12 protein-coding genes are annotated in these 14935 nt (G+C 61.1%); 6 read left to right on the top strand and 6 right to left on the bottom strand.

Annotation, left to right across the window (positions count from 1 at the left end):
* Positions 1-217: 217 nt before the first annotated feature.
* From V9G17_06075 to V9G17_06060, 4 genes are all read right to left on the bottom strand, one after another.
* On the bottom strand, positions 218-778 hold the full coding sequence (locus V9G17_06075) for a GNAT family protein (GenBank protein ID MEI2752152.1): 561 nt from the start codon (positions 776-778) through the stop codon (positions 218-220).
* Positions 779-947: 169 nt separating this feature from the next.
* Complete coding sequence (locus V9G17_06070) at positions 948-1910, bottom strand: hypothetical protein (GenBank protein MEI2752151.1); 963 nt, start codon at positions 1908-1910, stop codon at positions 948-950.
* Positions 1907-3394, bottom strand: a complete 1488-nt coding sequence (locus V9G17_06065) for an FAD-binding oxidoreductase (protein MEI2752150.1) — start codon at positions 3392-3394, stop codon at positions 1907-1909. The genes V9G17_06070 and V9G17_06065 overlap by 4 nt, the downstream gene beginning before the upstream one ends.
* A gap of 4 nt (positions 3395-3398) precedes the next feature.
* Positions 3399-4292 (bottom strand): methyltransferase domain-containing protein, encoded by an 894-nt coding sequence (locus tag V9G17_06060; GenBank protein MEI2752149.1) that lies wholly within the window; start codon positions 4290-4292, stop codon positions 3399-3401.
* 804 nt (positions 4293-5096) lie between these two features.
* Here V9G17_06060 and V9G17_06055 point away from each other — a divergent pair.
* On the top strand, positions 5097-8387 hold the full coding sequence (locus V9G17_06055; protein MEI2752148.1) for a hypothetical protein: 3291 nt from the start codon (positions 5097-5099) through the stop codon (positions 8385-8387).
* Positions 8388-8418: 31 nt separating this feature from the next.
* Here V9G17_06055 and V9G17_06050 read toward each other — a convergent pair whose 3' ends face one another.
* Together V9G17_06050 and V9G17_06045 are read right to left on the bottom strand one after the other, a co-directional pair.
* Entirely contained in the window at positions 8419-10191 is a 1773-nt protein-coding gene (locus V9G17_06050; GenBank protein ID MEI2752147.1) for a DUF2207 domain-containing protein, read from the bottom strand.
* 1 nt (position 10192) lies between these two features.
* The gene (locus V9G17_06045; protein MEI2752146.1) at positions 10193-10741 is read right to left on the bottom strand and encodes a LemA family protein; all 549 of its coding nucleotides are present in this window, start codon (positions 10739-10741) and stop codon (positions 10193-10195) included.
* Between the two features lie 268 nt (positions 10742-11009).
* On the opposite strand from V9G17_06045, the gene V9G17_06040 reads away from it, so the two are divergent.
* The 5 genes from V9G17_06040 (at position 11010) to V9G17_06020 (ending at position 14840) form a co-directional block, all read left to right on the top strand.
* The gene (locus tag V9G17_06040; GenBank protein MEI2752145.1) at positions 11010-11339 is read left to right on the top strand and encodes a hypothetical protein; all 330 of its coding nucleotides are present in this window, start codon (positions 11010-11012) and stop codon (positions 11337-11339) included.
* A gap of 132 nt (positions 11340-11471) precedes the next feature.
* Complete coding sequence (locus tag V9G17_06035) at positions 11472-12026, top strand: hemerythrin domain-containing protein (protein ID MEI2752144.1); 555 nt, start codon at positions 11472-11474, stop codon at positions 12024-12026.
* Between the two features lie 63 nt (positions 12027-12089).
* Positions 12090-13145 (top strand): hypothetical protein, encoded by a 1056-nt coding sequence (locus V9G17_06030; GenBank protein ID MEI2752143.1) that lies wholly within the window; start codon positions 12090-12092, stop codon positions 13143-13145.
* A 48-nt stretch (positions 13146-13193) separates the two neighbouring features.
* Positions 13194-13517 (top strand): metal-sulfur cluster assembly factor, encoded by a 324-nt coding sequence (locus V9G17_06025; GenBank protein ID MEI2752142.1) that lies wholly within the window; start codon positions 13194-13196, stop codon positions 13515-13517.
* A gap of 69 nt (positions 13518-13586) precedes the next feature.
* Complete coding sequence (locus tag V9G17_06020) at positions 13587-14840, top strand: RNA polymerase sigma factor (GenBank protein ID MEI2752141.1); 1254 nt, start codon at positions 13587-13589, stop codon at positions 14838-14840.
* The last annotated feature ends 95 nt before the right edge of the window (positions 14841-14935 follow it).

Genomic DNA, 14935 nt, shown 5'->3' with positions numbered 1-14935 from the left:
TTCAAGCCTGATTTTTCCGGCAGGGCGCCTCACGTTCGAAGGCTCTCCCGATGACGTTCGTTGCGACCATGCAGTAAAGGTGTTTGCCACGGTCGCGTACGTATTATCTGAATCGATACAGATCCTGTCGCCTTGAAGTTGCACCCAGGGCAGAGTCTTTATCAGAGCCCCGGCTTCCTAGCCGCGCCCGGTTTCTTTTGCAGGGGCTCCCTTCCACTTACGGCCGGCCGGATTGCCGGCTCACGAACTCCTTCCGCAGCATCCCGTAGATCTCGACATCAACCAATTCCCCGAACCGAATGTAGTGTTCGCGCATGCGGCCCTCGTGGGTCATCCCGACTTTTCGTAAGACACGTCCCGAGGCCGGGTTATTGTGAAAGTGCGGGGCGTAGATGCGATGGAGCGAGAGGTGGGTGAAGCCGTAGTCGAGGACTGCCTGGACTGCTTCGGTACAGTAGCCCTGGTTCCAGTTGGCCAGGCCCAGCCAGTAAGTCAGTCGTGCAAGTTGGTGCTCGCGGGTGATTTCCATCCCGATTGATCCAATGAGTTGTCCCTCTTCAGCGAGGACGATGGCAAAGCTGAGAGCGGTGCCCGCAACAAAGTTCTCTTGCTGCTGTGCGATCCATCTTGCCGCCGTGTCCGCATCATAGGGGTGGGGGAGCAGTGTGCCGGCGGCCACTTCCTTCGTCCCTGCCAGGCGTTGCACGATATCGGCATCGGAGGCATGGAATTGCCGGAGAAGCAGCCGTTCAGTACGGAGTGTCGGAAAATCTCCCATGGAGATCATCTCACCACAGTGCCTGATTCGAAACAACTGCGTTCTACCTGGAGTCTGTTCCGCGGTGCGAGAAGTGTGCGGCGTTCCGCATCGTGGGACACGAGCAAATTCTATTGAAGCTGAAACGAGGGGATGGCGTCTCTCAAGTGAGGCTCGGGTCGACCTCCGGCTAGAAGTCATACAGGTGGTCGATGATGAGCCCGTCGCGTTCGAGTGCGGGGAGCGTCTCGTGCAATCGGCCGATCGGCACGAGCAGCGCCACACGCTTGCGTTCTGGCTCGGTAAGGATCGTCCATTCACACACCGGCAGGCCCAGGTGATGGAGGTCCTGCCACTCCTGCGGCGCGATAATAGTCATGAGAATTTCTGCGTTGCCCGCAACCTCAACCAGCCGCGCATCGCGGCGGATGAGGGTTTGCACCGCCTGTGTGAACGGTTCGTATCGTGGGAGGGAGACGAGATACGAGTGGTCTCCGAGGTCGCTCACAACCTTGAGGGCGGGAGTCATCTTGGTAAGATCTTCCGCCCCCTGCTCTACCCAGGCCTGAATCTCCATCGTCTCCGGATCGTATCCCGCTTGCGTGCCGAAGCCGATGGTACAGCCCCAGGCTGCCTTGACCAGCAACTCGATCGTACCCTCCAGTCGTCGTTCCCAGCGGCGGACCACGCTTCCCTCGACCGGACCGGTCAGGCTCCACAGGTGCTGCAGTTTCGACCAAAACGGGTATTCGTACCAGGGGGTCGTATGGATGAAGGTGGAATAGTCTTTGGCGACGGTTTGCATGAACCGATCTTCCCTGGTTCTGGCCTGCCAGGGGCCCTCTGAGTCCCACCAGGTGGTCAGGGCACCGATCGTACGTTCATAGGTTCCCTTGAGAAGATATTCGGCGGTAAAGCTCGAACCGATCACGCCGATCATCACGTGGTACCCCCAATTGAAGGAGGGGGCGTTCCACGTTTCGCGAAGCACTTGTCGGTAGAGACACCAGAACTGCCGGATGCTTTTGAAGTAGGGGAAGTCGCTGGGGGAGTGTGTTTGAACGAAGCGGCCGAACTCGTCGGCGCTATAGACGATGTACCATTCGGGGAGCGTCAGGAAGGTTTGATCCCTGCTACGGGTGTGCGCGGTCAATGCGCGGAGTTTTTTTTTATGTCTTCGGCTGAAGGGGTGACCACCGATGGCTGGGCCACGGACGAGACTGCCGCCATCGTGGGATGGTAATACTTGTCCCACAGTTTGTTGCGAAACCGATTCTCGGGGTCGAGGCGCTGCTTCAGGTTGAACCATTCGGCGACTCTCGGGTAGGCCCGATGAAACTGGTCTTCCGTCGCATGGAGTTGATAGGGGAGGTAGTAGGTGCCCCCGACCGACAACACGGCGTCGATCAACTCGCGGGTCCAAATGCCGACTGCCGTTTTCTCGTGCGGCCTGGTGCCCTGTTTGTAATAGATCACGAAGGCAAAGACTTCTTCGCGCGCCCAGGCCATGAGGGATCCACGATCCGGCGTCGCGTGACGAATAGAGACGTTGAGGATATTGGCATCGTAGCGCGTGAAAATTTCGGCCATCTTAGGCACGAATTCATCGAACCGCTGCACCGGGACGAAATATTCTTCCAGGACATAGGTCGATGATTCCCTCGACGGCGGCTCCAGCTGGTGAACGTCGTAACTGGCCTCATAGTTGCGCCACACGACCGCGTCGCCGCGCAATCGGAGCGGATCAATGACGTGTTGGCGCAAAGACTTGCCGAGGGGCATTTCCGATAGCCAATACGAAGCCAGTTGGTCGAGTGGATACTGGTTCTGTTTGGGCATCAGGCGATCCTCGACCGTGACGCTCTTGTCCGTTGATGCCCAGGTGATGGCGACCACCTGGTTGTAGTCCGGCGGGTAAATGTCGCCGTTGTGAAAGATGGCGGTCTTGGACGGCTTGATCTGGCGGACAAAATAGTCCCGGTAGGCCGTCACCGGCATGCGGTCGACCAGACGTTCGACCTTCTGATTGTCGGCTAAGTTCAGTGTGGCTTCCACGATCACGCCGAGCCCGCCATACCCTCCGATGCAGCCGAAAAAGAGTTCGGGGCGCTCCGTCGGACTGGCCTCCACCAACTGTCCATCGGCGAGCACGACCTTGATGGATCGAACGGACCCAATCAACGGGCCCTGTCCCACATAGCGTCCATGCACGTTTACGCTCAGCGATCCGCCGACGGTAAAGTTGGAATAGGACTGCATGATTTTTAGCGACAGATTGGACCGATCGATCACCTCTTGAATCGCGCGCCAGGTGATGCCCGCCTCCACCGTGATGGTTTTCGACTCCGGCGAAAATGTGACGACGTGGTTCAGCCCGCGCATATCTAAATGCAGTGTGTGCTCCGACGCCGTTTGGCCGCCCATACTGAAGTGGCCGCCGCCGATGGAGATGGGGCCGCGATGGGTGCGAATGAGCGTACGCACCTCGTCGATGGTGGTCGGCACGGCCACCTGATCGACCTCAATCGGATTGATCTGTGTGACATCGTTGACGATGGGGCCCGCAGTCGCAACGAGGGGCGATGTCGGAAGGGCGCAGATGAGCAGGGCCGCGAGGAGGCGATATGGGATGAACATCGTGTTACAGCGGTCTGCTTCCGGGTTTGACAAAGACCATCAAGGTGTTTTTCGTCGGATCATGGGCCTGGAGGGCGATCGCGTTGGATTTCTGAAATCCAACCGTGCCGAGCGCCTGCTCCAACTGCGGGACCGATGTGAAGTTCCGAACCTGTGCCGCGTTGTCTGCCCAGCTGATGTGGAGCCCGGCATTGAAGACGTCATGCGCCAGGGCGACGAAGGCCTCCATTTCAGGGCTATCGACATCGTGGTCGCGCACGACCAGCCGTCCACCGGGCCGTAATACCCGCCAAGCCGACTCGATAAAGCGCGCCCGCTTCTCTTTCGGCGCGTGGTGGAACCCGATGAAGTTGCTCACCAAGTCGACGCTTTCGGATGGAATCAGGTTGCCGTCGAATGGATCGTAGTCGCCCATCGGGACGTACTCGCCGAGCGTCGTCAGTTGTCCGCGCTCGGCGATGTCGTTGGGCGAGAAACCCGGCTCCAGATCGTTCACGATATAGAGCGGCCCGTCGATCGGGATCAGCTTGCGGAGTCCGTTGGCGTAACGTCCCGTGGTGCCGATCTCGACATAGCCGGAGAGCCTGCGCGTGTTGCCGAGGAGATCCGCCGTCTGGCGGGCCATCTCTGCTTGTTGTTTCTTGAGCGCGGGCAGGCCGTAGGTGACTTCGGAGAGAAAGGGTTTGATGCCGGTAAGCCGCTCCTGCAATGTGCGATAGATGTCCTGGTCGGACCGCAATTCCCCGGTCGTGTCGATGATCAATTGATGAAACGGACTTTCGGGATAGAGGTGGTAGACGTTCTGCAGAAACAGGAAGAACCGGTCGCGGGCCCGCAGGTCATCGTACACCGCATGGAAATTCGAGCGCGTCGCTATCGGTGGCTGAGTTGTCGCCATGGTTGTGTGCGAGCCTTCGGGCATCATGCCGGCTTCGGCCCTGTTGGTAAGATTCAGGAGTGATGCCAGCGGCGAAGAGCCGTCCACGAGTCTTGTCCAGGAAGAAACGGCGAGGGAACCGACTGCGGCTGCCGCACATGTGAGTGCCGTACGGCGTGAGAGGGATGGGGGTGTCTGCATACGATTGATGGGGCTGAGCCCAGTGTGGGAGTTGTGCTTGTCAGTATAGGCGCTTCATTGTGAGGCTCAAGAAGATTTGCGTATTGCGCGGCGGGCCATGGCCTTCGGCTTCCTCCCTGCTGGGCGTGGCCTTCTCCAGGTCGTCGTCCCAACAGGCGAGTGCTGAAAGTGCGACATGAGGGGGTCTGCTCAAATAAAAATGTCTGGGGCCGGAAACATTCTCCTTCTCTTCTCGTCATATTCAATATGTGACGCATGGGCAGGTGTGATGCGCGCATGGAGACCTGGCAGTCTGTTCGATTGTGACGCATTGTCGCAGTCGTGGAGCGATTCGTGAGGAGGAGGAAGACAAAATTGTGAGTGGAAGCGATTCTTTTGGCGCGGAGGGTTGATCTCAGCGCATTGCTCCGTTAGCTATGGAGGGGTACGTCCCTGACGGCCGCAAGCCGGTCCAGTGCAGAGCGAGACGAGAACATTCTCGCCGCACGGATGCTTCTCCTCTCGGCGGGTTTTCCTCGCTCGAAGCCGACAGCGGGCTTCAGTTGTTCCGTATAAATCGTCGGTCCTTGGCGCGTCTCTCGGGGTCGCGTCGTGGGTCATTTGTACAGAGGGGTTCGGCGCGTAATGGATCTGGTCAAAACTCATCATGGATTCCGGTTGCTGTCCCGCCCTGGGGCCGACGCAGAGCCTGCCTGCTTGGACGCTCCGCCCGCTCTCGGCCGGCCCGATCAGCCGGTGCTTGTGGATCGGATCGATTGGATCGTGGCTGCGTTGGTGGCGAGTTTCGTTGCGGGCGCGTGCCTGCTGCTCGCCCGATCCATGCCGTCATTCTTGTTTCAGTCGATGGATTTTTGGTTCGAAGCCGATACGCTGCGAGAAATCTCGAACATGACCCGTGTGCATGATGACCACTATCGGACGTCGGTCCACCCGTTGTTCTCCTTGCTCACGTTCATTCCGGTCTACCTGCTGAAACATGGTTTGGCGACCACTCCGCTTCGCGCGGTGGTGCTCGTGAGCGGCGTGATCGGCGGGCTATGGGCCGGGACGTCATACCTGCTGTTCCGCTTGCTTGGTTGTCGCAGGCCGGATGCGTCGGTCTTTACGCTGCTCGGGCTCTGCAGCGCCTCGGCGCTGTTCTGGTTTCCGGTGCCCAATTCCTATTCCTGGGGCTCGCTCTCGATCATGCTGGCTCTCGTACTGCTGTTGTGTGCTGAACAGCGGCCGTTCGGCGCCACGGCCTATGTGATCGCGAGTGCGCTGACGCTCAGCTTTACCGTGACGAACTGGATGGCAGGCCTACTGGTGACGTTGGTTCGATGGCCCTGGAAGCAGGCGGTGCAACTCTCCGTTAATGCGTTGTGTGTGGTGGTCCTGCTCTGGGGCGTGCAGAAGTTCATCTTTCCCACGGCGGAATTTTTTATCGGCCATCGGGAAGAAACGGAGTTCATCAATCATCCTCAATCCGGGGGCGTGGCCAACGTCCTGTCCTCCATCATTTTCCACACGATGGTTGCTCCGGATGTCCGATTCATGAAAGACGATGCGTACACCCAGGCCAAGACCGATTCGTTTCGCCTGTCCGAACGGCTGACGTTTCAATTTTCTCGCCCGGGATCGTCCGGGCCGCTGGGGCTGCTGGCCGTCGGGCTCTGGTCGGCCTTGCTGTTGAATGGGCTGTGGCGGCTGATCACCCTCAAGCAGCATCTTCGGTTCCGCCTCGTTCTGGCCGGCCTGCTGGGGTTTGAGATGCTGCTGCACCTCCTCTATGGAGAGGAAACGTTCGTCTACAGCCTGAATTTTCTTCCCCTCCTCCTTGCCGTTGCCGCCTTGGGGGCTATCAGTCCAGGCCGTCGGGTGGTGGTGGGTCTGGCCGCGTTGCTCGCGCTCTGTGCCGGCCTGAACAACTGGCAACAGTTTCAGGAGGCCACGCGCTCGGCGACGCAGTTTACGCCGCAGCGTGAGCTGATGACGAACATGATGCAGAAAGATCCGGATCGACTCTGGCCCCGCTCGGTGGGGCATGTGCCGCTGGCGCTGCCGGGCGCTCCCGAGGGTGGCGCGGCCTATCACGAGCCGGGCGGAGACTTCAGCCCGCATGTCCCCAGTTTCGGTGTCTCGCTCTGGCTCTGCGATGCCGACGGATTGCCGGTCGTGACCAGCCAGACGGTGCCGCTCAGCGATATCCAGCAGCGATTCGCGCCCTCGACGCATCCGAACATTCCGGCCATCGTGACGCAGACACCCTATTATCAGGCAACCTGGTCGCGCTTGGATGCCACGCATTGGGAGCTGCGGTTCAAAAATTACACGACTTATATTCCCGCGGTTGTCATTCGAAGCGTGGGCCCGTCTGGAGGTCCGGTGACGGTGTTGGACTCTGACGGGACGCAGGTTGGCATCAATCACCGGTGGGCGGTGAAAGCCACGCCTACGCCCGATGCGATCACCCTGGGAGATGAGAATACGTCCGACTGGATGATCGCGCAGTCACCGGCCAAATCCTGGAATGGCGAGACGGGCTGGGGATATGCCCGCATGAAGTTTGCGGCGCCTTCAGCAGGACCCGACGGCGAGGTTCGTGTGGTGGTATCCGATATACAGCCTCCCGTCGACAGCCGGAATTACTACACGCATTTGCCGAAGCGTGCGCGTCTTGCGCTGCCCGAGCCTCGCCTGCAGACCTCCATGGATGCACAAACCGCGCACCTCATGATGAGTCTCGTCGAGGATGAAACCCGACCCGGCGATCCCACGTTTTTTTATCGTGCCTGGCATCGACAGGGTTCGTACATTACGGCGGCGCTGACGCGGGCCGGTGATCCCCACGTCAGTCGGGTTCTCTCGCAATTTCTGGCCTCGCATGATTTTGCCGGTGGCTCCGGCCCCGAGGCCGATGCCCCTGGATTGGCCATCTGGGCGTTGACTGAGTCGGCCTCCTACATTGCGGATCCGGTGCACGACCAGTGGCTCTGGCCGCACATTCTCCGGAAAGCCCAGCGTATCGAGGGGATGTTGACGGCCCGGGCACCACTGGTGGAACCCTATTGGATTCCTTCTCCCCATGACTTCAACCACGGTCGGCAGACCAGGACGGCGTTGCTGGCTCAACCGGCGCAGGACGGCCTGATTGTCGGCCGCGTCGGAGAAGACTGGCCGCTCTTTTATGTGAATGCGGTCAGCTATCGCGGCTTGCTGGCTGCTGCTGAATTCGCCGAGCGGCTGGGAAAGCGTCAACCGGCGGCTCGCTGGCGACAGCATGCCCGGGAGTTGGAAGAGAGTTGGCAGCGGCAATTTCCAAACGGCTCGCCGGACAGCGTTACCATACCGGTCAGCCTGCGTTCATTGGCCGGTTCCGCGTCACGACGTCATCCGTTGGGGCAACCGATCACGACGTATCGGCCTCCTGCGGTGTCCCCGACGGCGGCCACCCAACTGACTCAGGCGCACCGGGCATTGCGGTTTGGCCGACCGGAAGCGGTCTGGACGGTGCTTCATCAGCTCTGGAGTCATCAGGCGTCGCCGGGCCTGTATACCTGGGATGCGCCTCGGCCGACGCAGGATGAAGTGGCGGATGGGTGGCAATACGCGCGAGGTTGGCACAACGAAACCGCCGTCTCGCCGGACTATGAAACGGCGGCGTTGCTGCTGTTATTGCAGCAGGACATGCTGGCCTATCTCGATGAAGCAGCGGCGGAGCCGACGGTGGTGGTCGGCGCCGGTATTATTCCGGCCTGGCTGTCACAACCGATGGCGGTATCGAGTCTCGCCCTTCCCGGCGGGTCCATCACATGGCAATGGGACGGGCAGAAGATGCGGGTGACGTTGCGTGGGCCCTCACGGAAGATTCAGTTGGGTTCGGCCTTCCCTCCCGGCACCGAGCTCTCCGTCGTGCAGAAGCCGGTGCGCCGTTGAGTCTGCCGGTGGCCACATGAATCGCCGGCGGTCAGAATCCCCGGCCACCGCCGCCGCCGAACCCGCCGCCTGACGATCCGCCTCTGCCGAATCCAGATCCGCTGGAGCTGCGTGGGGCCGACGTCATGGTGGAGCCGGCGCGTGTGGCCATGTCGCCCATGCGGCTGGTGAACCCGCCGGTGTTGAATCCACCCGGATTGACGCCTTGATACCAGACGGGTGAGGTCAGCACGATGGATTCAAAGGCTCGTGCCCAATTCTTTTCCACTCCGAGCGCCATCGCATAGGGGAGAAATTTCTCGAACAGCTCCGGCGTCTTCACGACTCGATCGAAACGATCGGCTTCCACGCGAGTCAGGAATTCCTCGAATCCCAAGACGCCCTCCAGGGCCCTGGTGCCTTGCAGGGTGCGAGCCGGCATGATGCGGCCGAACCCGACCACGATCAACCCTGACAGCACACCGGCCCAGAGGAACGTCATCGGCGCCATGCCCCACCGACCGGCCAGCGCGGAGAGGGCCACGGTCAGCAGCATCCCCAACACAATCCCGCCGATGAGATATGCCTGCTTCACTCGATCGGGGCGCTGCGCGTAGTACTTCCGTTGTTGGAGCGACTCGAAGATGGCGTCCTGAATAGGGGGCAGGGATTTGTAGAAGCGGTGTTCCAGCGAACTCAGCGAGACGTCCTCGGTGGTGCTGTCGCTGAACAACGCTTCCAGCAGGAGCCGCTCGTAGGGTGGCAAGATGGCCCACTCCTGCGCAGGCTTGGTGCGCTGAAAGCGATAGTCGGTACTCGACCAGAGGCCGAACAAGTGTTCGGCCTTCTGCTCGGCAATTCGAAGATAGCCTCGTACAGCGAGATCGACGAGGGTGGCGGTGAGGTCGCGAGTGTCGGGACTATCATCCACGAGTGTGCCGGCTTCGGCGGGAGTCAGTCGATCCGGTGGTTCGTAGACGACCGTGATGGGCCGGAGTCGCGGGTCCCTACCTCGCGTGGCCCACAGCCGATACATCACGATGAAGACGAGCAGGGGAATCCCCAACGCCCAGTTGCTCACGAGGAACGTCTGTGCCTGATCCAGGGCCGTAGGGGCCGCCACGATGCCCTTGTCCCAGCCGACGACGGCCGTGAGGCCTTCGCGAAACCCGAGGGCACGGGGCATGGTCATCCACACGCCGGCCCCGACGATCTCGACGGTGGCCGCGGTCTCGCGTGCGCCATAGGCTCCGGTGAAGGCTTGGGCGCGGATGCCTGTGGTCTGCGGCGGGAGAATGATCCGCACGGAAGCCTGCTCGATGGGCACATCCCATTCGTCGCCGGTGACGTTCCAATAGAGTTCGTCGTGGTCCTCGAAAAATTTCAGTCCGTTTCTGACACGGTATTTCAGCACGAAGGTTCGGGTGGCGTCGGTCGCACCTGGAATCCAGATCCTGAAATTCCGGTAGTGCCGCTCTCGACTGCTGTCGACTTTGAGCGGTGTTCCGGCGTCATCCGTGACGGTGACGCGATCCAGCAGGAGGCTGTAGTTAAAGCCTTGCGGCGTCCGATATTCGATGGGGATCAGTCGCTCGATTCCGTTCCACGCTCCTTCGAAACGGGGACTGACGGTCTCCGTGACCAGCAGGTCTCCGCCGGACAGGACTTGGAGTTCGACATCGAACCGGCTGAGCACGAACGAACGGGCTGCCGCTGGGAGCAGGTGGCTAAAGGTGAGGAGGCAGAGCAGAGGGACGATGAGCAGGCGCGGCGCAAGCCGTGGTTTTCGCCCGGCGCTCACGGTCGAACCGGCGGGTCGGCCCACGCTAGAACTGCACCCGTGGTGGCTCGCGTTGGATGGTGTCCGTGAGTTCGAAGAACTGGCGGCCGACGAAATTAAACCAGCCGGCAATGAGGTTGGTGGGAATCTCCTGGGTCTTCGCATTGTAGTCGCGGACCACGGCATTGTAATAGCGCCGGGCGTTCTGCACGGCCTCTTCGATTTGATTGAGGCTGCCCTGGAGTTGGTTGAAGGCTTCCACTGCCCGCAATTGCGGGTAGGCTTCGGCGAGGGCAAACAGGGATTTCAGCGATTGGCTCAGCTGGTTTTCCGCCGCGCCTTTCGCCTCGGGGCCCTGTGCCGACATGGCTTTCGCCCGGGCGTTGATCACGGCTTCCAGCGCGCCCTTCTCATGGGCGGCATAGGCCTTGACGGTTTCCACGAGGTTGGGAATCAGATCGTACCGGCGCTTGAGCTGTACGTCGATATCGGCCCAGGCGCTTTCGCAGGCGGCGCGGAGACGGACGAGCGAGTTATACATGCCGATGACGATCATTAGAAACACGATCAACGTGGCGAGGACCATCCAGCCCATCGGTGTCTCCTTACGGATTGAGGTGAGGTACGTACGGACCTTCCGGGATGATAGCCTGCCCCCTGAAATCTGTAAAGCCGAGGCTGGTTCCTTGTCTTGCGGCGGAGCAAGATGTGCCGCGGTTCCTGCGGGTGGGGAAGGTCTGCCGAATAGCTTGACCGCGCGTGACTTTGTGCGGTGCCCCAGGTATTCTCCCGCGACGTGAACTGTTGCGGGGAATGGCCCTCGAATCGGCAGCCGGGCCGGTGGTCACTTCAAGGAGGTGTGTATGCGGCATCGTGGGGGACGAGCGGGATTGAGCTTGGTGGTGCTGTTCCTCTGGTTACTTGGCGGGGCTTTTGTCGGTGTCCCTTCCGTACCGGCCGAGGACTCGACGGTCGAACTCAACAGCCCGGATGTCATGCGTCAGCTCCTTGAACAACAGGTCGGCAAACGGGTGAAGATCAAGCTGCTCTCCGGGCAGGATCTCGATGGGAAGGTGGCCAAGGTCGGGACGCAGGCGGTGCTGCTCAGCGAACTGAGTGGCATGGAATTTTTCGATGCCACCCTGCGCCTGGATCAAGTGGCCGCTGTGGTCGTAAAGGTCCGCACCAAGTAGCGGGTCTGCCGTCCCTTACCGCTCGACACAGTCCAGCAACAGCCGGGGCAAGCTTGGATCGAGGCAGGGAAGTCGGGGCGCGGTTGACTCGCGGGCGTTGGACGAAACGTATGGCATGATGGGAGTGCGTGCATGAAGGAGGGCAGGGATGCAGGGCTTCTTGAGCAATTCCTCGCTGAGGATCATCGACGGCTTGATATATTGCTGCAATCGGCGGTAGCCGAGTCGGGGCAGGTCAATCACCAGGCGTACGATCAATTCCGCGCCGGACTGCTTCGCCACATCGGCATGGAGGAGAAGATTCTGTTTCCTGTCGTCCAACGATGGCGTGGCGGGGACCCGTTGCCGATGGCCGCCAAGCTTCGACTCGATCACGGCGCATTGGCCACGTTGCTCATGCCCACGCCAACCCCTACGATCCTGGCGACTATCCGACGCTTGCTGACGGATCATAATGCGTTGGAAGAAGGCCCTGGTGGTGTGTACGATCTTTGCGATCAGCGGGCTGGTTTCGAAGCCGAGTCACTACTGACGGCATTGCGCGCCGCCCCGCCGGTGGCTGTGATGCCGCATTCCGACAGCGCTGCGGTGATGACCACGTTGCGCCGCACCTTGGAGCGGGCCGGCTATCGCCTGGATACAGACTCAGGTCGCGATGTGTCGATGCCTCCGACCCGGGTATCCTGACAGAAAGTTTTCGCGCCTATGGTTGTCCGACACCCTCAACGTCTTCCGCTCTTGGCTTTGGGCATGCTTGCATTGCTCACAGGTCTGTGGGCGGGGCTTGCGCGGCTCGGGTGGAACGTCCCGCTCCCGCGGGCTGGATTTTCCTCGTTGCATGGCCCGCTCATGGTGTCCTGTTTCCTGGGCACGTTGATCAGTTTGGAGCGTGCGGTCGCGTTGGCTCGTCCCTGGGCCTATGCCGCGCCGTTGCTGACGGGACTCGGCGGTGTGGGCTTGATCGTCGGAGCCCCGCTTCTTGCGGCGCAATTGTCGATCCTTGCCGGCAGCCTCGGGCTGGTGGCGATCTTTGCGGCGATCGTTCGCCGTCATCCGGCGCTGTATACGTTCACCATGGGTGGCGGGGCCATTCTGTGGGCGTCGGGCAATCTGCTCTGGTGTCTCGGATGGCCGGTTTTTCTGGTTGTCTTCTGGTGGGCGGCGTTTCTGGTGGTAACCATTGCCGGTGAGCGTTTGGAGCTGGCCCGGTTGCAGCAGGTGAGCGGAGCCGCGCAGGCGGCGTTTCTGTTGCTGCTCGGCATCCTGCTCACCGGGCTACTGCTTCTGGGCTGGTCGTATGACGGCGGTGTTCGTGTGTTCGGGGTGGGGCTGGTCGGTCTCGCCCTGTGGTTGGGACGGCATGACATCGCAAGGCGAACCGTCAAGCAAACAGGGCTGACGCGATTCATTGCGATCTGCCTCCTCACTGGGTATGTCTGGCTCGGCATCAGCGGGTTGTGCGCCATGCTGTTCGGCGGTATGCCGGTAGGCCCGAAGTATGACGCCACGTTGCATGCCTTTTTTCTTGGGTTCGTCTTTGCGATGATCTTCGCCCATGCGCCGATCATCTTTCCGGCGGTGCTTGGCGCGAGGATGACCTATCGTCCGCTGTTTTATGCGCATGTGGTTCTGCTGCACATCACCTTGTGTCTGCGTCTCATCGGTGACGCGGCAGGGTGGAGCGCTGGTCGCCAAGTCGGCGGCCTGCTCAATGCCGTGACGCTGCTCCTGTTTCTCGTCAACACGGTGTCGGCGCTGCAGAGTCCTCCGGCGCAAGCGGGACGAGTGGAAATCCGGACCTCGTGATGTATGCGGCAGGCAGACGGCGGTGTTGCCGGTGAAAGGATCAGTTGAATGACGATGGAGAAACAGAGTGCAGGTTCCGACCCACGCGTACTCGACGCCCTGCGGCAGGTGGTTGATCCCGAGCTGGGTGTCAATATTGTCGATCTGGGATTGGTGTACGGCAGCGAGGTGCGGGATGGTCAGGTGCATGTGGCCATGACGATGACGACGCCCGCCTGTCCGATGGAAGAATTGTTGATGGAGATGGTGCACTCGGCGATTTTGCGCGAGCTGCCGGAGGCGCGTTCGGTGGACGTCGATCTCGTATGGGATCCTGTCTGGAAGCCGGAGATGATGAGTCCGGAGGCCAAGGCACAGCTGGGTCGGACGTAGGAATGATCAGATGCCTGTGGAGGCGGCACGAGTGTGCGTGGCGGAGAGTGACTGAAAGGTGTGTCGACCGTGAGCGAGGACCAATCCAGGCAGGCGCGCGAGTTGGTGGAGTCGGTGTACCGCTCGGACTCCCGCCAGGTGCTTGCCACCTTGATTCGTCTGCTTGGGGACTTCGATACGGCTGAAGAGGCCCTACACGATGCCTTCGCCGTGGCCGTGGAGCAGTGGGCGCGGGAGGGGGTGCCGGCCAATCCGAGGGCCTGGCTTGTCTCCACCGGCCGCTTCAAGGCCATCGACGGCCTGCGACGGCGCGCCCGCTTCGACGCGTCTTTGACGGAACTCGCCAGACACCTGGAACTTAGCACGAGCGACCCCGAAGACTGGAACGACGAGGCGGTCGAGGATGACCGGCTGCGGCTGATGTTCACCTGCTGTCATCCTGCTTTGTCGCCAGAAACGCAAGTGGCGATGACGTTGCGCGAAGTCTGCGGTCTCACGACCGATGAGATCGCCCGCGCATTTCTCACGAAGCCTGCCACCATTGCGCAACGTATCGTGCGGGCCAAGGGGAAGATTCGTGACGCCCGCATTCCGTATGAGGTGCCCTCGGCAGCCGATTTGCCTGACCGGCTGGATGCCGTGCTGCGGGTCGTGTACCTGGTTTTTAATGAAGGGTATAGCGCCTCGTCGGGGGACTCGCTCACCCGGCACGATCTGTCCGGTGAGGCGATTCGTTTGGGCCGACTGTTGATCGGGTTGCTGCCAGAGCCCGAGGCCCTTGGGCTCCTGGCGGTGATGTTGCTGCACGACTCGCGTCGCGCCGCGCGCACCTCGCCGACCGGCGATCTGATTCTGCTGGAGCATCAAGATCGCTCGTTGTGGAATCGGGAGCAGATGCTCGAAGGAGCCGCGCTGGTGGAGCGGGCACTCGCGTTGCGTCAGGTCGGTCCCTATACCATTCAGGCCGCGATTGCCGTCGTGCATGCCGAAGCCCCCGATGCCGCGTCGACCGATTGGGCGCAGATCGTCGGTCTCTACGATGTGCTGGTGCAGGCTGAGCCGTCAGCCGTGGTCGAGCTGAATCGGGCGGTGGCTGTGGCGATGCGCGACGGTCCGGCAGCGGGGCTGGCCTTGGTCGATGCGATTCTTTCCCGAGGCGAACTCGTGAACTATCACCTGGCGCATGCCGTTCGAGCCGACCTCTGCCGGCGACTGGGGCATCACACAGATGCCCGGGCTTCCTATGAGCGTGCCGTGAGCCTTACGCAACAGGAACCGGAGCGGAGGTTCCTGCAGGGACGATTGAGAGAGCTGGCCGACTGAGTAGGGCGCGTGCTCGCACGTGATCGGGCAATTGCGCATGCACGACGTGGTGATCGCCGTAGGCTGTGAATGGATGTCGGGTATGCCCCAAGCGG

This window comes from Nitrospira sp. (genome assembly GCA_037045225.1).
GTDB lineage: Bacteria > Nitrospirota > Nitrospiria > Nitrospirales > Nitrospiraceae > Nitrospira_A.
This window is presented reverse-complemented; position numbering and strand designations above follow the sequence as displayed.